This window comes from Colwellia sp. BRX10-3, from assembly GCF_014077505.1.
Classification (GTDB): Bacteria; Pseudomonadota; Gammaproteobacteria; order Enterobacterales; family Alteromonadaceae; genus Cognaticolwellia.
Genome location: NZ_JACGWA010000001.1, coordinates 986,150 through 1,005,527, shown reverse-complemented (window position 1 = coordinate 1,005,527; position 19,378 = coordinate 986,150). Strand labels below are relative to the sequence as shown.

The 19,378-nt window shown below is 37.9% G+C and carries 17 protein-coding genes, 1 pseudogene and 1 riboswitch; of the genes and pseudogenes, 5 read left to right on the top strand and 13 right to left on the bottom strand.

Features of this window, described 5'->3' with window-relative positions:
* Nucleotides 1-454 precede the first annotated feature (454 nt).
* Together H4J38_RS04435 and H4J38_RS04430 are read left to right on the top strand one after the other, a co-directional pair.
* Nucleotides 455-2,242, top strand: coding sequence for a DUF885 family protein (locus H4J38_RS04435; RefSeq protein WP_182129787.1), 1,788 nt, complete (start codon nt 455-457; stop codon nt 2,240-2,242).
* Nucleotides 2,243-2,365: 123 nt separating this feature from the next.
* Nucleotides 2,366-2,448, bottom strand: a riboswitch (cyclic di-GMP riboswitch).
* A gap of 318 nt (nt 2,449-2,766) precedes the next feature.
* Nucleotides 2,767-4,602, top strand: coding sequence for a hypothetical protein (locus tag H4J38_RS04430; protein ID WP_182129785.1), 1,836 nt, complete (start codon nt 2,767-2,769; stop codon nt 4,600-4,602).
* Nucleotides 4,603-4,737: 135 nt separating this feature from the next.
* On the opposite strand, the gene H4J38_RS04425 is transcribed toward H4J38_RS04430, so the two are convergent.
* Entirely contained in the window at nt 4,738-4,992 is a 255-nt protein-coding gene (locus H4J38_RS04425) for a hypothetical protein (protein ID WP_182129783.1), read from the bottom strand.
* A 254-nt stretch (nt 4,993-5,246) separates the two neighbouring features.
* Between H4J38_RS04425 and tesB the strand changes: the two genes are divergently transcribed.
* Entirely contained in the window at nt 5,247-6,104 is an 858-nt protein-coding gene (gene tesB, locus H4J38_RS04420) for an acyl-CoA thioesterase II (protein WP_182130155.1), read from the top strand.
* Here tesB and H4J38_RS04415 read toward each other — a convergent pair.
* Nucleotides 6,088-7,353, bottom strand: coding sequence for a mechanosensitive ion channel family protein (locus H4J38_RS04415; protein WP_182129781.1), 1,266 nt, complete (start codon nt 7,351-7,353; stop codon nt 6,088-6,090). The genes tesB and H4J38_RS04415 overlap by 17 nt on opposite strands.
* The gene (locus H4J38_RS04410) at nt 7,353-8,258 is read right to left on the bottom strand and encodes an acyltransferase (RefSeq protein WP_182129779.1); all 906 of its coding nucleotides are present in this window, start codon (nt 8,256-8,258) and stop codon (nt 7,353-7,355) included. The genes H4J38_RS04415 and H4J38_RS04410 overlap by 1 nt, the downstream gene beginning before the upstream one ends.
* 445 nt (nt 8,259-8,703) lie before the next feature.
* On the opposite strand from H4J38_RS04410, the gene proB reads away from it, so the two are divergent.
* Nucleotides 8,704-9,810: a glutamate 5-kinase gene (proB, locus tag H4J38_RS04405; protein WP_182129777.1), complete on the top strand. Its 1,107-nt coding sequence runs from the start codon at nt 8,704-8,706 to the stop codon at nt 9,808-9,810.
* Between the two features lie 131 nt (nt 9,811-9,941).
* Here proB and H4J38_RS04400 read toward each other — a convergent pair whose 3' ends face one another.
* From H4J38_RS04400 to ilvC, 9 genes are all read right to left on the bottom strand, one after another.
* A complete protein-coding gene (locus H4J38_RS04400) occupies nt 9,942-10,451 on the bottom strand; it encodes a hypothetical protein (RefSeq protein ID WP_182129775.1) in 510 nt (169 codons plus the stop codon).
* 21 nt (nt 10,452-10,472) lie between these two features.
* Nucleotides 10,473-10,595 carry a LapA family protein gene (locus tag H4J38_RS17425; protein ID WP_404842587.1) on the bottom strand — a complete coding sequence of 41 codons (123 nt, stop codon included), beginning with the start codon at nt 10,593-10,595 and terminating at the stop codon, nt 10,473-10,475.
* A 244-nt stretch (nt 10,596-10,839) separates the two neighbouring features.
* On the bottom strand, nt 10,840-11,670 hold the full coding sequence (locus tag H4J38_RS04390; RefSeq protein ID WP_182129771.1) for a glucosaminidase domain-containing protein: 831 nt from the start codon (nt 11,668-11,670) through the stop codon (nt 10,840-10,842).
* 151 nt (nt 11,671-11,821) lie between these two features.
* The gene (locus H4J38_RS04385; RefSeq protein ID WP_182129769.1) at nt 11,822-12,412 is read right to left on the bottom strand and encodes a sigma-70 family RNA polymerase sigma factor; all 591 of its coding nucleotides are present in this window, start codon (nt 12,410-12,412) and stop codon (nt 11,822-11,824) included.
* A 7-nt stretch (nt 12,413-12,419) separates the two neighbouring features.
* A complete protein-coding gene (locus H4J38_RS04380) occupies nt 12,420-13,334 on the bottom strand; it encodes a mechanosensitive ion channel family protein (protein ID WP_182129767.1) in 915 nt (304 codons plus the stop codon).
* A 43-nt stretch (nt 13,335-13,377) separates the two neighbouring features.
* On the bottom strand, nt 13,378-13,611 hold the full coding sequence (locus H4J38_RS04375) for a hypothetical protein (protein WP_182129765.1): 234 nt from the start codon (nt 13,609-13,611) through the stop codon (nt 13,378-13,380).
* 59 nt (nt 13,612-13,670) lie between these two features.
* A complete protein-coding gene (locus H4J38_RS04370) occupies nt 13,671-15,104 on the bottom strand; it encodes an OmpA family protein (RefSeq protein WP_182129764.1) in 1,434 nt (477 codons plus the stop codon).
* A gap of 376 nt (nt 15,105-15,480) precedes the next feature.
* Nucleotides 15,481-15,798 carry a pyrimidine/purine nucleoside phosphorylase gene (locus tag H4J38_RS04365; RefSeq protein WP_182129762.1) on the bottom strand — a complete coding sequence of 106 codons (318 nt, stop codon included), beginning with the start codon at nt 15,796-15,798 and terminating at the stop codon, nt 15,481-15,483.
* A 101-nt stretch (nt 15,799-15,899) separates the two neighbouring features.
* Nucleotides 15,900-17,384 carry a ketol-acid reductoisomerase gene (gene ilvC, locus H4J38_RS04360; protein WP_182129760.1) on the bottom strand — a complete coding sequence of 495 codons (1,485 nt, stop codon included), beginning with the start codon at nt 17,382-17,384 and terminating at the stop codon, nt 15,900-15,902.
* A 173-nt stretch (nt 17,385-17,557) separates the two neighbouring features.
* Here ilvC and ilvY point away from each other — a divergent pair, with 173 nt between their 5' ends.
* On the top strand, nt 17,558-18,451 hold the full coding sequence (gene ilvY, locus H4J38_RS04355) for an HTH-type transcriptional activator IlvY (protein WP_182129758.1): 894 nt from the start codon (nt 17,558-17,560) through the stop codon (nt 18,449-18,451).
* 6 nt (nt 18,452-18,457) lie between these two features.
* Here the strand turns inward: ilvY and H4J38_RS04350 are convergent.
* Nucleotides 18,458-19,345 (bottom strand): annotated as a pseudogene (locus tag H4J38_RS04350) (YifB family Mg chelatase-like AAA ATPase); the annotation flags it as partial.
* Nucleotides 19,346-19,378 lie beyond the last annotated feature (33 nt).

The window sequence follows — 19,378 nt, the reverse complement described above, 5'->3', positions numbered from 1 at the left end:
AATAATAGCTGTTGCGCTATTCTCTAATAATTTGAGTGAAAGTGCTACATTAAATAGTATTAAAAATAGCGCTAAAACTGTCAAAACACTGCAACTTCTAAGCTATCTTTCTGTTTTCGCACCGATAAATGCAGATCAGCTGTGTTATTGATTTAGCAATGTAATAACGACTTTTGGCGCTAACATTTTACTTCGTTCTAAATTTACCAAGCATTGTGTCTCTTGAGTCCATAACTTGTCTGCAATGATTTTAATACAAAGTTTAAGTTTGGAACCATGTGGCTGAGTAACTAATCTTTGAGTGGAATAACTCTGTCGCTTGAAATGGCAGGCACAAAAGTGCGTAACTGTAAAATTATTGTGTGAGATAAATATTATCTTTATAAATACTTATCTTTTGTTATGGTATTTAATTACTGCGTTTTCTATTTAAATTAATATTTGAGATTTTGTCATGAAAGTGTTTTCAATCACGATTTTTGTACTATTTTTTATTATATCTTGTCAGTCTCCTACGCTTAAAGTGGCATCAGTGAGCCATGATCTTGAGCAGGTAATTAAAGACTACCAGCACTTTAAAGAGCAGCAAAGTCCGTTTAATCAAGATATTGCTGGCGAGACTAACAGCCAATTACCTGATTTATCCCCCAATACACTCAAACAACAGCATCAAGCTTTGTTTGCTATTTATCAACGTTTAGCACTGATTTCAGCTCAAAAGCTTAATCAGAGTGAGAAAATCAATCACGCTGTATTGTTGTATACCATGAAGAATCAACTTGATAGTTATACCAACAAAGAGCATTACATGCCGCTAACAGCAGAGTCAGGCTTTCATGTTTGGATCAGTCGCATTAAAAGCCAAGTCAGCTTTAAAACAGAACAAGATTATCGTGACTATCTCGCTCGACTAAATGCGTTGCCAACATATTTTTCGCAACAAATGTATTGGATGGATAAGGGCATTGAAGAGGAAATAACACAACCTAAAATTGTATTACAAGGTTTTGAAGAGTCGATTAAAGCTTTTATACAAACTGATGCAGCGTCAAGCATTTATTATCAACCATTTTTAGTCATGCCTGAGTATTTTTCTCAAGCACTTAAATCAGACTTACAGGCACAAGCCACTAAGACAATTTTACAGGTTGTTATGCCAAGCTATCAAAAATACTTTGATTATATGTTGCATCGTTACCAGCCAAATGCGAGAACGAATATCGCTGCCAGCTCTTTACCTAATGGCGACAGTTATTATTTCAACAGGTTGCAGCATTATACTACTTTGCCCATTTCAGTTGATGAAGTACATAACACAGGTTTAGCAGAAGTACAGAGGATCAGGCTTGAAATGGACACTATTATTAAGCAATTAGGCTTTACAGGTAGTTTTGCTGATTTTGTTCATTTTTTGCGTACCGATAAACAGTTTTATGCGACAAGCCCTGAAGGTTTACTAAAAGAAGCATCCTTTATAGCCAAAAAGATGGACGCTCAATTACCTAAATTATTTAAAACCTTACCTCGTACACCTTATGGCGTTATTGAAGTACCAGCCAATATTGCGCCTAAATACACCACAGGACGATATTCTGGCCCCTCACGCGATGATCAGGCAGGCAACTATTGGGTAAATACCTATCGCCTAGATCGTCGTCCATTATACGTTTTAGAGGCGTTAACTTTGCATGAGGCAGTGCCAGGTCATCATTTACAAGGTTCCATTGCTCGAGAAATGGAGAATGTTCCTAAGTTTAGAAATAATACTTACATTTCGGCGTTTGGCGAAGGTTGGGGACTTTACTCTGAATACTTAGGTTTAGAGGCCGGATTTTATCAAAATCCTTATAGTGATTTTGGTCGGTTAACCTATGAAATGTGGCGAGCTTGCCGACTAGTGGTTGATACCGGCATGCATGCAAAAGGTTGGAGTCGTGAGCGAGCGATGAATTATTTAGCAGATAATACGGCATTATCACTGCATAACGTAAAGACTGAAATTGACCGTTATATCTCATGGCCTGGCCAAGCGTTGTCTTATAAAATGGGTGAATTAACCATTAAAAAGCTACGTAAAATGGCTGAGAAAGCTTTAGGTGAAACATTTGATTTAAGAGAGTTTCACGATCAAATTTTGAAAAATGGTTCAATGCCCCTTTCCATGTTAGAAACAGTGATTATTGAATATGTTGCAGATAAAAAGGTTGAACAGAAAGCGTTATTAGAAATAACACCAAATTAATTTTTGCTATGAATTTTAGTGTGTTTGGTATGATTTAGTGCAGGAACAAAGGATGGCACGCAAAGTTACCAGAGATTATAATGGCGAACCGATAAATTAAGATAAGCCCCCACTATATCTAAATTTGGCAGTTCCGCTATCATAGGTTTCCCCTTAGATCGGTAACTTTGCGTCTCCAGTTTTCACTGGATTTGCCCTTGTCGAGCTTTAGAAGCTCAACACCGATTATAGGCAAAGTATTTCATTTGTAAACTACTTTTAATATGCTCAGTATGAAATTTGCGTTAACATATTAAATAGTAAGTGATTTATTCGTAGTTGTTGTTTTTACTAAATGACTTTTACAGTAGGATTTTGATATTTAAATCGTTAGCTAAGCCTGTTTTTACAGACTATTTTATGGCCGCTCTAGGTTTTGCGAATCAAGCAAAAAAGCTGTTTTACAATTAAACTACTTTATATTTAATTAACTTTAACCCTAAAAGATAAACTGTCTTTACCTACAATATGGAAATAAACCTGCAATGAAGCGAGTGCTGCTGGGTATTTTAATAAGTTTTTTTATCACCCTTACCGCTAAAGCGGATTCGGTTAGCGGTGATAAAAACTATCAACAATTGCTTAAAACTTACTATCTTCAAGATAAAGAATTATTGATTACCCAAGATGTTGTCGATATTGCTCAAGCCGTTATAAGCAACCGTAGCCAGTATAGTCAAAATATGATTGCGAGAGCCTTTTCCTTATTGTCGGATGTTGCCTTTAATCGCGGCAATTTGGTCGTGGCATTTCAATTTGCTCAATATGGTAGTGAAACAAATAAAACTGATGTGGTTATACAACTAGATCTATTATTGAAAATTGCGCGCGGCTATTATGCGCAAGGTGAATACATTCAGCTAAGAGATACCTCTCAAAAAGCAGCAAGGTTGGCTGAGCAAGCAAATAATATGAATTATCATTTGCAGGCACTTGCTTATTCTGTTGTGGCCTATGCCCTAAGTGCTGATTATGGCCGAGCAGTAAAAGAGTTGAGTAAAGTTGAACGCCTACTGAGCCAAAACCAACAAAATGTCGATCAGATCACCTTATTAGAAATTATTGCAGAAGCGCATTTTTATTTATCAGAATATGACAATGCTGTTGAACTGCTTAATCGCGTTTTAAAATTACGTACAGATATGTCGAGAACAGAAGGTATTGCTCGAAGCTATCATTTAGTCGCAAATGCCTATTATCAATTACAGCAATATGATGACGCCTATAATGCTTTTTGGCAGTCGTTACAATTCGCCAAGCAATATAAACTCAATATTCGAGAAGCCTATGCAGAGCTTGGTTTAGGGCAAGTACTATATAAACAACAGCAATTTAGGCCGGCAAAAGCGCGTTTACTTCATGCCCAAGCAGTGTTTAATCAGCATAATTTAGTACGGGTTAAATTATCAACACAAATTGCCTTAGTAAAAGTTATGTATGCATTAGGTGAGCATGAAGAAGCTGATTCTATATTGCTGACAGCTGAATCTGTCGCCGAAAATTTAGTATTATCACCACAACAAATAGAATTGTTTTTATTGCTAACAGAATATTACAGTGCGCAAAAGCAATTTGAGCAGGCCACCGAAGCACAAAAGCATTACTTGGCCTTGTATCAAGGGTTATATCCAAATATTAGTGTAAAAAATTCATTCGTTTCTACTGCAACATCAACACGTAATAAAGCAAAAAATTTGGCCTTGAATTTGGTTGAACAAAGTCAATTGAGTTTGGAGTTTAGTGAAAAATATAATCAACAAAGAATGTTGATTATATTGCTAAGTGCAATATTAAGTTGCAGCGTAATTTTTATAATTTATTGTCGTTTTCAAGTGCACCGTCAAAAACTTCATCGTAGCTACGATGAAATAGAGTTACCTAAAAACCAGTTAGCACAACCCGTTCAAACTAAGCGTTGGTATAAACAGCAATATAAAATGGCAAGAAAGTATCAATATAATATTTCTGTAGCATATTTAAAAGTTGAAAACTGGCAAGACCTCAGTTTCCGTTTTAATCGGAAAATTTTAACCGATGTCAGTCAAGTGATAGCTATTATTATTAATGAAAATATTGATGAGGAAGACTATGCAGGCGTTATTAGTGCTGGCGAGTACTTGTTTTTATGTCCACATCAAACGCCAGAGCAGGTATTAATTAAATTTACTCGAATAAAGCAGGCAATAAAAACTCGGTTTTTTGCTAACCTGGGAGATTTTTCGGTTAAGGTAAATTTTTCGATTAATTCACCAAGCATCCAAGATATTGACCCATACGTTTTTCTTTCTCGATTGAGTGAGGGCAGTGGAACTAAGATATAGTAACTAGAAGAGTTATTATGGTTAGGTGAGTTAATTTATTAAACCAAGGTTATAAAGTATCTTCTTACCATTTCCAATAACAATAAAAAAAGCCGCTATTATTAGCGGCTTTTCGGAATTTGAATAACGATTTATCTAAGGTCTAACGATAATATTTGGTGAGGTATTAATTTCACCATCATCAGAGATTGTTGCTGCATTGCTATCGCACAACAAAATTGCGATATTACCTGATTTACTACCACGAATAAAAGAAAGGTCATAGCCGAACTGGGTTAAACTGCTTGTGGCAAATTTTTGCGCAAGCGACAGTTTATCCCACAAGTTAGATTGCTCAGGGATATATTGGCGTCTTTCTAGTAATACTTCTCGTTCAAGAACTGCGTGCACAATGGCCTCTTTTCAACGTTAATTATGCGTAGTAATTTCATACAATACGTCTGATGCTAGCAACATAACTTAGATCTTTGTTAAGATCAACAGTTAATGCTATTTTTTGCCACCTACTTTATCGCTAAGTTTAGATGGTTTGTTACTGATGTTCTGTCAAAAGTATAGGTTTAAAGATTTATTACGTTATTTTTAAAGCCATAGCAGGTTATAATACGGTTAATTAGTCACGGTTAATTAGAGTGAATATTTTTATGAGTCAGGTGTTAAACGATCTTTCTGCGTTGTTAAAATTAGAAGTAATAGAGCAAGGAATTTACCGCGGAGAAAGCCAAGATTTAGGCTTTAAAGCTTTATTTGGTGGTCAAGTTATGGGACAGGCATTGTCAGCAGCGCAAGAAACTGTGGCAGCAACCCATAACGTTCATTCATTACATTCATATTTTCTCAGGCCAGGGGACGCTACTAAACCCGTGGTTTACCAGGTAGAAAACATACGTGATGGCCGTAGTTTTAATACTCGACGTGTAAACGCTATTCAAAATGGTCAGGCTATTTTTTATATGACCGCCTCATTTCAGCAGCAAGAGCAGGGCTTTGATCATCAAGATGTTATGCCACAGGTGCCTGGACCAGACGAATTAAAGTCATATACAGATTTCATTTTTGACAACCAAGAGTCTATTCCAGAGGAAATTCGCGGTAAGTTTTTATCTGAAAAACCGATAGAAACAAGACCAGTAGAGCAATACAATTGGCTGAAACCTGAAAAAACTGATGCTAAATGTCAAATGTGGATAAAATCTAATGGTAGCTTACCTGATGACCTTCGTATTCATACTTATCTACTAGCGTATACTTCGGACTTTTCTTTTCTGCCAACCGCTTTGTTTCCTCATGGGGTAAGTTATTGGCAGCCCAATTTTCAACTCGCCACAATAGATCACTCTATGTGGTTTCATCGACCATTTCGTATAGACGAATGGCTACTTTATTGTATTGATAGCCCATCAGCGAGCGGTGGGCGAGGCTTAGTAAGAGGCCAAATATTTAACCAAGCAGGTTTATTAGTAGCCTCTACTATGCAAGAAGGGGTTATGCGCCAGCGCTAGCCTTTTCGCTTTTCCAATCGAAGCCACTGGGGTGTTGAAATACTCTTAAGCCAAAAAGTGGTGCGGCTGCATATAGGTGGTCGAATATATCAGCTTGTATCGCTTCATAGTTAACCCAATTTTGGTCGCTACTGAAAAAGTATAATTCTAGCGGCAAGCCAACCTCAGTTGCAGGTAATTGCCTGACCATACAGGTCATCTCATGATGAACCTTGGGGTGTTGTTTTAAATAGGCGTTTATATAAGCTCTAAAGGTGCCAATATTGGTCAATTGCCGCGTGTTGATGGTTGATGCTGTAATGGTACTATCGCTTACCACTTCACTCGTTTGTTTTAGAATTTCAGCTTTTTTGCCAGCAAGATAATCAGTAATCAGTTGTACTGATGCGAGTGCTTCAAGCTGTTCTTGGTTATAGAATAGAATACTGCTAACATCAATCACAATAGCGCGCTTAACTCTTCTACCACCTGAGCTCAACATGCCCCGCCAGTTTTTAAATGAGCCGCTGGTTAAGGCATAAGTGGGTACTGTTGTGATGGTATTATCAAAGTTTTTAACTTTTACGGTATTTAAGCCTATCTCGATAACATCGCCGTCGGCGCCATATTTAGGTAATTCAATCCAATCGCCAGGCGCAACCATTCTGTTTGCCGATATTTGAATGCTGGCAACCAAACCTTTAATAGTGTCTTGGAAGACTAGAATCAATACCGCGGTTAGAGCACCTAAACCACTGAGTAAGTAGAGTGGAGAACGGTCTAATACTTGCGAAATTGCTAATATAGTTGCGACCAAATACACCACAAGTTTAATAACCTGCAAGGTGGAATTTAGCGGCAGGTAGCGCTCGGTAGCTGTTTGTCGATATAGATTATTTATCACATTAAGCACTGAGCTAATAGTGCGTGCAATCTGAAAGCAGAGGCCTATTTTGGCAAAAGTTATCAGTATATTGGCGAGTAAGGAGTCTGCTGCTAGGAAATACGGTGTCAGTAATAACAATAATATAAATGGAACAAGGAGCGAGAATCGGGAAAAAACTTGATGATCAAATAATACATCATCCCAAGTGTTTTTTGATGCGGTGGTTAATTTGTGAATAAGCACAAGCACATAGTTTTTAGCGATATAAAAGCTAATACTGCATAATATAAAAATTAACAGACAAGCAATAATAACGCCACTCAACGCTATGTATGATGCATGAACACCTTGCTCAGTTAACCATGAGGTGATTATTGCCTGCATTAAATATCCTTGTTTGCTTGTTCTTCAAGCTGTAGCATTTTTTTATCTTTATCAAGCCAAAGTTGGTTAACCCACTTTTGAAATTGAATTTTATAAGCACGGTCATTGACATAATCACCTTTGAGAGACTCGTCAATGTCTTGGGTTTCAATGGTAATGTTTACCTGTTTGATTCTTCCACAAAGAAAGTCTAAAAAATTTGGCTCGCCATCAGGGTAGTAAATCGTAACGTTAACTACTTTACTCAAATTACCTTTCATTGCCTGCAGTACAAAACCGATACCGCCAGCTTTGGGTTTAAGTAACCTTTGAAATGGCGAATTTTGTTGGTTGTGTTTTTCAGTGGTAAAGCGGGTACCTTCAATAAAGTTCATCACACTGACAGGTTTATGCTTAAATTTTTCGCAGGCTTTTATTGTTGTTTCAATATCTTTGCCTTTTAAGTGAGGGTTTTTCTTTAGAAAATGTTGGCTATAACGTTTCATAAAAGGAAAATCCAGCGCCCACCAAGCTAAGCCAAGTAATGGAACATAAATTAATTCTCTTTTGAGGAAGAATTTTAAAAACGGAATTTTACCGTGAAAAATACGTTGAAGTACTAAGATATCTGTCCAGCTTTGATGATTACTGATCACTAAATACCAGTCTTTCATTTGCAACTTCTCTAAACCTGAGGTGTTAATTTTTGTTTTGGTGAATAGTTTTTGAATAAAAGTATTGAACAACACCCAGTTACTGGCCATTTGATCAAGTAAGTAACTGAACAATTTTTGCCATAAATTTAACGGCACCAATGCCTTAAGCAGTGAGCATATAAGTATGGGTATTAGCCAAAGTACTGTGTTGACGATATATAAAATAACAGAGAGACAGCCAATAATTGGACCAGGTAAAAAATGTAGCATATAAAAAACCAAAAATTTAGGACTATAATTACTGGTTATAATCTTAATGTGTTTCGACCTTATTTTCAGTAAAAATCGTTAAAAATTTGACGGGTAGAGAATGATAAATTAACAGCGTATTTATTTGTGGTGCAGCTTGAAATTGTACCTAAAGTGAAAAAAGCAGCATTTAATCTCAGTTTTACTCAGCAATGCTCAGTTAAGGCTGAATAAATATTGGTGTTAGATGAGGAAAATTAAGTTGGGTGAAAACGCATCATAAATTTATTGCTAAGGGCTTTTGTCGAGTATATTGCACTTTTAACATAGTAAAATAAAAGCTTAAGCGCACTAATTCCATAAAACATTCGAAAATAACTAATAAGTCTAATGTTATTGAGAAAAGTTGTTTGCAAATCCCCCTCCTTTCAAGGCAAGCTAAACAAATATAAAATAGGGAGTTGTCATGAAGTTTAATCGTGTGGTGATAAAGGTTGGCAGTGCGTTGGTTTCACCTGATGCCAAGGGCTGTAGTGGTAAGTACATACTTGCCATTGCGCGTTTTATTACTCAATGCCAACAGGCCGGCAAAGAAGTTATTTTGGTGTCATCTGGCAGCGTTGCTGCAGGTAGAGGTTTAATTGCGCACGGTTCACCTAATCCTTCAATTCCCACTAAACAGGCAATGGCTGCTGTTGGGCAAATGAAAATGATGGCGAATTGGCAGCGTTTTTTTGATGTGCCTTGCAGCCAATTATTGATTACCCATGGGGATCTAAAAAATCGCCAAAGTTACATTAGTATTAGAAACACCTTAAGAATACTATTAGAAAATGGCGTTATCCCTATTGTTAACGAAAACGATACAGTAGCAACCGACGAGCTAAAAGTGGGTGATAATGATAATTTAGCGGCCCTAGTAGCCGTAGTGAGTGAAGCTGATAGTTTATTTATTTTAAGCGACGTTGATGGCGTTTTTGAAGAAGATCCTCGATTAAATCCCCAAGCTAAATTAATTTCAGTAATAAACAAAATAGATGAATCAGTTTATGCCATGGCTGGGGCAACCCATAATCATATTGCTACCGGTGGCATGAAAACAAAAATTCAAGCGGCAGAAAAAGCGGTAGAGAATGGTATTGAAACGTACATTTTAAACGGTAGCCGTGGTGAAGTATTTGAACAAATTATTCGTGGCGAAAATCCCGGCACGCATTTTGTTGCTAAACAGGGAGCAACACGGGCACGCAAACATTGGCTAAAACACACCTTGAAAAGTAACGGCACAGTGTTATTAGATGCTGGCGCTGTTGGTGCCTTAACTAATAAAGGTGCATCTTTGTTACCTTCAGGAGTGACTGACGTTACCGGAGAGTTTGACGTCGGCGATTGTATTGATATTTACAATGCTAAAAATGGTCAACATATCGCGAAAGGCATCAGTCAATATAATACGCGTGACCTTAAACGGATTAAAGGCTGTAAAAGTGATGCAATTTCTGAACTCCTTGGTTGTTGTCCAAGTAAGATGGTTGTTCATCGTGACGATATGGTGATGTTAATTAATAACTAAAAATCCAGCAGGTATTAGCTTATCATTACACTAATATCTGCTGAATTTTACGCTAATAACCTGTCTCAATAACGCGTAACAGAAGTGGTAAATGTCGTTGATAAATGGTGGTAGGTTGTAAAAAACCAGTCCTAAAACTCCACTCTCAAACCCTCCTCCACTATGCGTAAACTGCTTGGTGAAAATTGAAATAATTCATTGCTAATGTGATTGAAATCAATAAGGACTGATATAGGTAAGTGCTGTCCCACTGTATTTTTTATGGAGTTAATAGAGGCTTCAGATTTTGGAAAAGTATTATCGATGACTTCAAATTTGGTTATTAAAGGATTGCTCACTTTTAAGGCGTTTGTTGCTTTATCAAAGATTATTTGACCTTTAAACGTTGCGTCGGCAATGAGTCGACTGCCGTTATTTATTACATTAATGCGGGCGGTAATGGCAACAGATTGAGTTGCGGCATAAAGCGCTAAATAAGGGTCAGATGCCTCTAAATTATATTCCATATAAGTTTGTGTTATTGGAAACCTTAGGTTCAAAATACTATTGAGTTGACGCTCCGACATGGTCAAACCTATAGCGAGTACTTGTTGGCTGAATAAAACATAGGTTAAAACCAATACACATATTTTTTTAATCATTACTACCTACCTATTTAAATATTACTTGTGATTACTTTTTAGAATTAGACCTATCAGTAGCCCTACCACTAACATTAAACCAATGAGAATAGCTCTAGGCATTGAAAACTCCCAAAACAGGAATGAAATGCTGACGGTTGCCATATTTTGAAGCACAATAACTAGACACAAAATTGATAATACTAAAATCAAATATCTATTTAGCTTACTCATGTTTTCCTCCTAATATTAGGCGTTAAATTTTGTTAATACGGGTATACCAAATGGCTCAATCAATGAGTCTGAGGCATGACTTATTAAAAGTATAGATGCCTTGATAGAGATAAAAGTCACACTTGGAATGAAGTATATTTAACTGATGTAAAGTCTGCTGATATTTTTAGCTATATTAGTCAGTAATTACTTGAAGAGAGCTTTCAAACTCTGTGGTAAAGCGTTGAAGTTTATTTTGGTGTATAAATTCAGTTACTTTTGCCACGTAGTGCTGACCTTCTTCAGAATATTCAGTCAATGTTTTTGCTAAGGTAACGCCGGTAAATGACGCTTCTTTTGCGCGTAAAAGTGCACGGTTTTCTCTTAGTTCAGTATAAGAGTCATGGGTGTTTAGGTTTAGAATATAACTACGAACCGACATGTTAACGGTGTCGAACTTTGCAACTTCATGGCCTTTATCAGAATCTCGTGACGATGGCACCATGCCGCAACCCGCTGAGAAACACCATTGACCAAATAAATTATTGCCTTGTTTTGAAAATCGAGAAGATCCCCAACCAGACTCTATAGCCGCTTGAGTTAAGGCTAAAGAAGGCGGTACATAGTCGACTCGTTTGAGTAGTTCATCAAAGGTATTGTTATCAATAACATCACTTTCTAATTTATAGCTTTTTGAAATGTTAAGTAACCAAGTTTGTTGTTTTTTACTTAGCTTTGCTACGGGGACATTTTTAAGCATGTTAATGAGTTTTCTTAACTGTAATACGTGATTGTTTTCTGCTTGAATAATCGGATATAAAGTAGAAAAGAAAGCTTCTTTTTTTTCTTTTACGTCTATAATTTTGGAAAAGTCAGGTAGTCTTTTCAGACTGCCCGGTGTTTTTGCCTGGGCCTTTGGTAGTAATAATGCTGAATTATCATCCAAGATAAAACCGTCAATGAGTACCAAGGTAAAAAACGCATATAAAAACATCATGGGTGCTTTCAATTTGGTTGTACTCTTCATGTTGTATCCTAAGATTTATTTAAAAATATGCATCATGCCATTAGCGCCGCAATTATATATTTTTATAAATACGACGCCAAATTTTACACGATTAAAAATTTACATATTTTCGTGATCCAAGATATTTTATTTGTTTAAAAGGTTTGATTTTTTATCTCTCGTGATCCACAGTGCGAGCACTGACAGCCATTTTCTCTAACGCACGTTTATAGCGCATTTTTACTGTGCTTAATTTTTGTTCCACCACCAAAGCTATATCGCTAAAATCAAGATCACCAGCGATACGAAACACAACAATTGAACGTTCTTCTATGCTCAATAGTGCTAACAGATGGTCAATACCTTCTCGACCTTCTGTTAAACTATTTTGTGATTCATCAACCGCTATATGCTCAGCTTCGTCAAGGTCGACTATATCGAGTTGTTTTTTCCTAAGCCGAGTTAAAGCTTGGTTATGGGCAATTCGATAAATCCACGTTTTAAAGCTGGCTCTGTCTTCAAATTTAGCAAGACTGTTAAACACATTCAGCATAGTGTCATTAACAGCCTCTTCAGCTTCTTGAGTTGAGCCTAAGTATCGATAGCATACTTGTATTAGCTTGTTATGATATCGATGAAAAAGCACTTCATAGGCCGTTGTCACATAAGGAAGTTGTAAGCGAGCAATTCGCACCAGCTCAGCATCATCTTTTTGTGACAAACGATCAGAGACACGGATGTTATCGCCCTCTGATTTTGTCATTATGTGCTCACTTTTCTTTAGTTGTTTTACTTAGCTTAGTCGTTTTAGTCGTTTTAGTCGTTTTAGCTGTCTTCGTCGATTTAACCGGCTGACTCATTTGCGTGGTGAGATACTTTTGTGTCAACAAATCCTGATTAGGAATACTCAAACGTTGGCCTGCTTTATTTTCTATCAAGGTATTAACGGTTGAAACCGCCACAACATTGCCGATAAAGCCATCAAATTCAACTTCGTCACCCGGCGCTAATTGTTCTCTGGCATAAATGCCTGAAACAATACTGTTCGCTATCGTTTTCGTGCCTAAACCTAAAGCTAAAGCCAATGCGATACCAAGGCTGGCAACTAGTACGGTGAAAATGGTGTTAAGTAACGCCATTTCTAGCTCGAGTTGGCCTGTAACCAGTGAAAAAGTGATAAACAGTACCAGTAGCTGAAGCACACGACCTGCAGCGGCACCATATTCAACACCCAAGCTATCCAGCGAACTTTCAACTTGCGTTTTTACCAATTTGGCTATAAATAAGCCCATAAGTGTAATAACAACCGCACCCAACAGTTTTGGAAGATACAATACAAATTCGTCTAGAATTGATGAGAATCTGTCGAGGCCAAGCGTGTCTGCACCGGCGACAAGGATGATCAAGACAAAAAAGATATGCAGTAATTTACCGATCATCTCTGATGGCGCTAACTTTAATCCCAATGTTTGAAGGGCTTTATCTACACTCAGTTTTTGACAAAGTGTGTCAAAGCCAATTTTTTCTAAAATTTTAGCCACCCACTTGGTGATCACTTTTGAAATGAATAGCCCAATAAATATAACCATTATTGTGGCAATTAGGTTTGGTAAAAACCCCGCTATTTCTGTCCAAAAACGAGACAATGCATTACTGAATGACTGCGCCCAAACATCTAAATTCATTTTAACTCTCCAGTGTAATTATTATTTTGTTGTGGTGTTTTATTTATTTTTTTAGGTTTTGTTGGTGGTGGAGCTCAAATTTTCGCTTTGCTGAGTACATTGATGCCCCAAACCCTAGAAATACTACCCAAATCCATCCAACAAAAAGGCCTGTAACGTCTTTGACCGCCGTGATATTTGACGATGTCGACAAGACTTTTTTTAATGCTTCATCTTCATCAGATTGAGCAGTGTCTTCTTGCCACATTGTTCTCAACTTATCTTCGTCAAAACTCATTTATGTTCTCCAAAAAGTAGAGGAGATGCTGTTAATGAACACAGCATCTCGCTTGCTAACTAGTTAATGATTAGGATTTCTACGCGTCTATTTTGCGCTCGACCTTCAACGGTTTCGTTACTGGCAACCGGCTTACCTTTACCAAACCCTGTTGACTCTATGCGATTAACATCGATATTGCCGACCTGACTCATAAAGTTTGCCACGGTTTGTGCTCTATTTTTAGATAATGCAAGATTTAACTCTGCGCTACCTGTTGAATCCGTGTGCCCTGAAACCACTATTTTAGAATTAGGGAATCGGCTAATAGCATCATTAATTTTATTTAATAAAGGAAAGTTAGATGATTCAATTTCACTGCCGCCCGGTTTAAATGAAAAACCTTGTGCACGAATTAATACATTATCTAACTGTCTGTATACCGCAGCTTCATCTTCATTAAACAGTGATTGCACACCGGCAAATCTAGCATTGTCTTCACGTTTTGCTTTTTGTTCTTGTTCAAGTTCCATTTGTGCAGACAAAATGGCTTGGTCTTTATCTCGTGCCAAGCGAGCTTCACGTGCTTCCAAGGTGACTAATTCACTGTTGAGGTTATCAGTACGTTGGCTAGTTTGTGTTAACGTTTTGTGCGCGTAAGCTACAACTTCCTTGTTAGACAGATTAAACGGTAAGCTCGTTGCGATTGGAGATAAAGCATATTCAAGTTGTTCTTGATACCAAATCAGCTTTTGTTCTTCAGTAAATTTAGCGTCTTTGAAATACTTATTCATTTCAACAATACCTTGAGCTCGCTGAATTAACCAAATTGCGCGATTAGAATGGACATTGGCTTTTTGCGTATTAGATCTATCGGCTTCTAAGGTATTTAAAGCAAGTTGGTACTCATCTTGTGCTTGAGCAAACAAGATAGGGGCAACATCATCCAAATCCTGTTTAGAAGCTGTACTGATAGTATTTTTAGCGACGCTTAACATATTGGTTTTCAACGCTGTAAGTTCAATGGCTAAATATTGATTTTTTAACTCATTGATATCGCGCTTAGCACGTTCATCTTCGCCTAACTCAAACCAAGCAAGCATTTTCTTAAACTGTTTTTCAGCATCATTAAAGCGGTCAGCTACCAGTGAGTCGGCATTAACGCTAAGTGCTTTTTGGCGCGCATTAAATGCTTCTTCAAATACGTATTTCGCTTTATTGCTTTGTGCGATAGCTGCATTAACTCTATCCACCGTTTCTTTAGCGGTAATATCGGTAGAATTTTTTCCTGTTTTAGCCTGCTTTAACGCATCATCATAGGCGCGTTGTGCCGCTTTTATTTGTTCTGGGGCATAAAACGCTAAATCGTCTTGCTCAGCTTTCACTAATAGTTGGCTGGCTTGATTCAATGTTGGGAATTGCTTCATCATTTCACTTTCAGATAATGTAGCGTTCGAGGCACAGCCTGTAATTAATACTAGAGTCAGTGCGCTGGCAATTATTGTTTTTTTCATTTTAGTTTCCTTTATATAACTGATTACGATTTCCTTTCAAGAAAGGCAATTATGACGTTTGTAGGTATAGACGACAGGGCGATTTGAAAAGTCACAAAAAATAAATTTATGTGTAATTTTTATTCATAGATTTTTGTGAGCGTGACTTTTAGTCGGCTAGATAGACTAAAAAATTAGAGGAGATAAGAACAGCGTTTAGGTTTTAACTAGACTTGGTTAATAAAATTGCTTTACTTAGAATAGTATCCGCAGTTCTATAGGTAAAAAGCGAAAAGGAGATATAAAAAGTGCGCTAACCGATCCCAGATAGGTGTCCATCAGCGCAATTGTTTATAATTATTCGGTTGATATAATTTTTCGACTCATAAGTAATAAATTACTCAGCAATATAAGTACAGCAATAATCGGCTAATTCAATGACTTTAATATCAAACGATGCATTGGCTGGAACATTAAAAGATTGATTGGCGGTAATAGTTTGCCAAGTATCACTGCCTGGTAATAATACGCTCACAGTACCTTGTTGGATTTCCATCAACTCTTTTTCAGCGGTTGCAAAGGTATATTCACCCGGCATCATAATACCTAAGGTTTTAAATGAACCATCGGCAAAAGTTACTTTTCTGCTAGTAACTTGGCCATCAAAATAAATACTTGCTACGGTTGAGATAGTGACGTTATTAAATTCTGTCATGAGTTTTCCTTTTTTACTTAATCAATTGTGCGCCATAAAAAAAAGCGGTACCAGCCAAATGTGCCAACACCGCTTACAATAAACTGTCTATTTTTTAGCTATTAAGCATTGGCTTCCACGATACGTTTCATATCAGTCATATAACCGCGTAGTTCTTTACCAATAGATTCAACGCCATGGCTGCGAATGGCTTCGTTAACTTCGATTAAACGCGCATTATCAACACCGTTAGATGCAGATTTTAAGCCTTCGCCAAGTTCTTCTAAGGTTAGTTTGCTGGTAAATTCTTCTAATAAAGGAACCGCAGCGTGCGAAAATAAGTAGTTGCCGTATTCGGCCGTATCAGAAATAACCACGTTCATTTCGTATAACATGTTACGGGCGATTGTGTTGGCAATTAACGGCGTCTCATGTAGCGATTCGTAGTAGGCTGAAGCATTGATGATGCCTGAATCTACCATGGCATCAAACGCTAATTCAACACCGGCCTTAACCATAGCTACTACGAAAATACCTTTATCGTAATATTCTTGCTCAGAAATTTCGGTATCACATGTTGGTGCTTTTTCGAAAGACGTTTCAGCGGTTTCTTCACGCCATTTTAATAGGTTAGCATCACCATTGTCCCAATCTGCCATCATACCTGCAGAGAAACGACCTTCGATGATGTCATCCATGTGCTTTTGAAATAAAGGACGTAAAATTTCTTTTAGTTCCAAAGACATATCAAATGCTTTGATTTTTGCAGGATTTGATAAACGGTCCATCATGTTAGTGATGCCGCCGTATTTTAAGCCTTCAGTAACACCTTCGATACCGTATTGTAATAATTTACGTGCATAGCCAGCGTCAACACCCTGAGCCAACAATTGCTTGTGACCTAAAATAGCAGCTGTTTGCAACATACCACATAGGATGGTTTGCTCGCCCATTAAGTCTGACTTAACTTCTGCGATGAATGATGAAGCTAAAACACCTGCGCGATCGCCACCCGTTGCTGAAGCGTATGCTTTAGCGATAGCCCAACCATTACCTTGAGGATCGTTTTCTGGGTGAACCGCAATCAATGTTGGCACACCAAAACCACGTTTGTATTCTTCTCGTACTTCAGTACCAGGGCATTTAGGGGCAACCATAACCACTGTGATGTCAGAACGAATCTGCATGCCTTCTTCAACAATGTTAAAACCGTGAGAATAAGCTAAAGAAGAGCCTTCTTTCATTAGCGGCATAACCGCATTAACCGCAGAAGTATGTTGCTTATCAGGTGTTAGGTTTAACACTAAGTCTGCTTGTGGAATCAATTCTTGGTAGTTACCTACGGTAAAACCATTTTCTGTCGCCCATTGATAAGATTGGCGTTTTTCAGCAATAGCAGCGTCACGTAGTGCATAGGAGATGTTTAAACCAGAGTCACGCATGTTCAAGCCTTGGTTCAGACCTTGAGCGCCACATCCAACAATAACAATATTCCAATCTTTAATGAAATTACAACCGTCACTAAACTCTTCACGTTGCATGAAGCGACATTTACCCAACTGCGCTAATTTTTCGCGTAAACTTAATGTATTGAAATAGTTAGACATTTTTATCTCCTGAACTTGGTTATAGACCAAGGTAATTAGTGATTTGGTCAGTATGTTGACCTTGACGCTATCATATAGAAAATATATCGTTGCTTAAAATGATATATTTGCATTGCAGTGTTGCATAATTTGCAATACAGTTTCTAGAGGCTGCTTACTGTTAAGGGATCATTGTGGAATTAAAGTCATTGCGGATGTTTGTCGATTTAGCTAAATCATTACATTTTGGCAAAACTGCTGAACTACATCATGTCAGTCCTTCAACCTTAAGTCGGGTAGTCCAAAGGCTAGAGCTTGAATTAGGTCATGCATTATTGCATCGAGATAACCGGACTGTGGTACTAAGTGAGGCAGGAAAACAGTTTTATCAATTTGCTGAGCAGCAACTTGAGCAGTGGCAATTACTGCAACTTTCGTTAAATCAAAAACAAGCTGAGCTACAAGGTAAATTACATATCTATTGTTCAGTTACCGCCGCATATAGCCATTTACCTCCCTTACTAGAACGCTTTCGGCAACAGCATCCACTGGTTGAAATAATGTTAACTACTGGCGATGCCGCCGACGCCTTAGAGCAAGTTGAAAAGCAAGCGGTAGACTTTGCCATTGCCGCAAAGCCCGAGCAATTATCACGCATTTTTACCTTCCATCACCTAGCAACAATACCAGTTTCTATCATTGCACCCACTATGGTGTGTCAAGTTCAACAGCAAATTCAGCAAGATTTTATTTGGTCTGAAATACCGATTATTTTGCCAGAATATGGACCCGCACGTAAAAGATTTGAATATTGGTTTCGTAAAAAACAACAAGGCAAAGCTAATATTTACGCAACAGTTTCGGGTCATGAGGCATTGGTTAGTATGGTGGCTTTAGGTTGTGGTGTTGGTATTGTGCCGCGAGTGGTGGTTGAAAATAGCCCAGTAAAAGACCGGGTGCAATATTTAGAAAATTTTGGCGAAATTGAACCTATCGACCTTGGTGTTTGCTGTTTAAACCAGAGCAAGGATAAACCCTTAATTCAGGCATTTTTTGAGGCGATCAAATCATATCAATCAGATCAATAATCAATTTTATACCGTAATAGCGTCGGTTAAATGGCGTAATATTCTATCCATAGCACGGTAAGATAATGCTTCGATTAAATGTTTTCTCTCAATATTATCGGCGGCTTCCATATCAGCAAGTGTTCTCGATATTTTAAGTATTTTATGATGAGCTCTTGTCGACAAGTTAAGTTTTTCAATGGCTAATTCTAAAAACTCATTATCCTCTTTAGCGAGTTGGCAGAAGGTTCTTACTTCAGCGCTGCCAAGTTGAGCATTGGCTTTACCTTGGCGCAAAATTTGTTTTTGGTGGCAAATACTAACCCGTTTTTGAATTGTGCTACTCGACTCACCTTTACCATCATCGTTAGCCCACATGCCTCGAGGTAATCTTGTTACTTCAATTTGTATATCAATACGGTCTAAGAATGGTCCTGAAAGTCGATTGAGATAGCGTAACACCTGCTCTGGACTGCTGCGTTTGTCATTGTAAAATCCGGTGGGACTTGGATTCATCGCGGCGACTAGTTGAAATTGTGCCGGAAACGTTTGTTTGATCAGGGCACGTGAAATGGTTACTTCGCCAGACTCCATGGGTTCACGCAATACGTCGAGCACTTTGCGCTCAAACTCAGGAAGTTCGTCAAGAAAAAGTACGCCGTTATGGGCTAAAGAAATTTCACCTGGCTGTGGATGACTGCCGCCACCGACCAAAGCTGCTGACGATGCGGTATGATGTGGTGCGCGAAAAGGCCTTGTTAGCCATGATTCTGGGCTAATATTTTTATGGCAAATAGATTGAATGGCGGCGCTTGATAGTGCTTCTTGTTCAGTCATGGGCGGCAAAATGCCAGGTAATCGGCTTGCCAGCATAGTTTTACCCGTTCCGGGTGGTCCAATGAAAAGGTTATAATGCACGAATAGACCCATAAATTTTTGAGAACAAAT

What these genes read in the sequence shown, in the direction of transcription:
- H4J38_RS04415 (WP_182129781.1), bottom strand. Translation starts at nt 7,353, where the DNA reads ATGCAGGCAATAATCACCTCATGGTTAACTGAGCAAGGTGTTCATGCA.
- tesB (WP_182130155.1), top strand. Translation starts at nt 5,247, where the DNA reads ATGAGTCAGGTGTTAAACGATCTTTCTGCGTTGTTAAAATTAGAAGTA.
- H4J38_RS04410 (WP_182129779.1), bottom strand. Translation starts at nt 8,258, where the DNA reads ATGCTACATTTTTTACCTGGTCCAATTATTGGCTGTCTCTCTGTTATT.
- H4J38_RS04435 (WP_182129787.1), top strand. Translation starts at nt 455, where the DNA reads ATGAAAGTGTTTTCAATCACGATTTTTGTACTATTTTTTATTATATCT.
- H4J38_RS04375 (WP_182129765.1), bottom strand. Translation starts at nt 13,611, where the DNA reads ATGAGTTTTGACGAAGATAAGTTGAGAACAATGTGGCAAGAAGACACT.
- H4J38_RS04365 (WP_182129762.1), bottom strand. Translation starts at nt 15,798, where the DNA reads ATGACAGAATTTAATAACGTCACTATCTCAACCGTAGCAAGTATTTAT.
- proB (WP_182129777.1), top strand. Translation starts at nt 8,704, where the DNA reads ATGAAGTTTAATCGTGTGGTGATAAAGGTTGGCAGTGCGTTGGTTTCA.
- H4J38_RS04390 (WP_182129771.1), bottom strand. Translation starts at nt 11,670, where the DNA reads ATGAAGAGTACAACCAAATTGAAAGCACCCATGATGTTTTTATATGCG.
- H4J38_RS04400 (WP_182129775.1), bottom strand. Translation starts at nt 10,451, where the DNA reads ATGATTAAAAAAATATGTGTATTGGTTTTAACCTATGTTTTATTCAGC.
- H4J38_RS04370 (WP_182129764.1), bottom strand. Translation starts at nt 15,104, where the DNA reads ATGAAAAAAACAATAATTGCCAGCGCACTGACTCTAGTATTAATTACA.
- H4J38_RS04430 (WP_182129785.1), top strand. Translation starts at nt 2,767, where the DNA reads ATGAAGCGAGTGCTGCTGGGTATTTTAATAAGTTTTTTTATCACCCTT.
- ilvC (WP_182129760.1), bottom strand. Translation starts at nt 17,384, where the DNA reads ATGTCTAACTATTTCAATACATTAAGTTTACGCGAAAAATTAGCGCAG.
- H4J38_RS17425 (WP_404842587.1), bottom strand. Translation starts at nt 10,595, where the DNA reads ATGGCAACCGTCAGCATTTCATTCCTGTTTTGGGAGTTTTCAATGCCT.
- H4J38_RS04385 (WP_182129769.1), bottom strand. Translation starts at nt 12,412, where the DNA reads ATGACAAAATCAGAGGGCGATAACATCCGTGTCTCTGATCGTTTGTCA.
- H4J38_RS04380 (WP_182129767.1), bottom strand. Translation starts at nt 13,334, where the DNA reads ATGAATTTAGATGTTTGGGCGCAGTCATTCAGTAATGCATTGTCTCGT.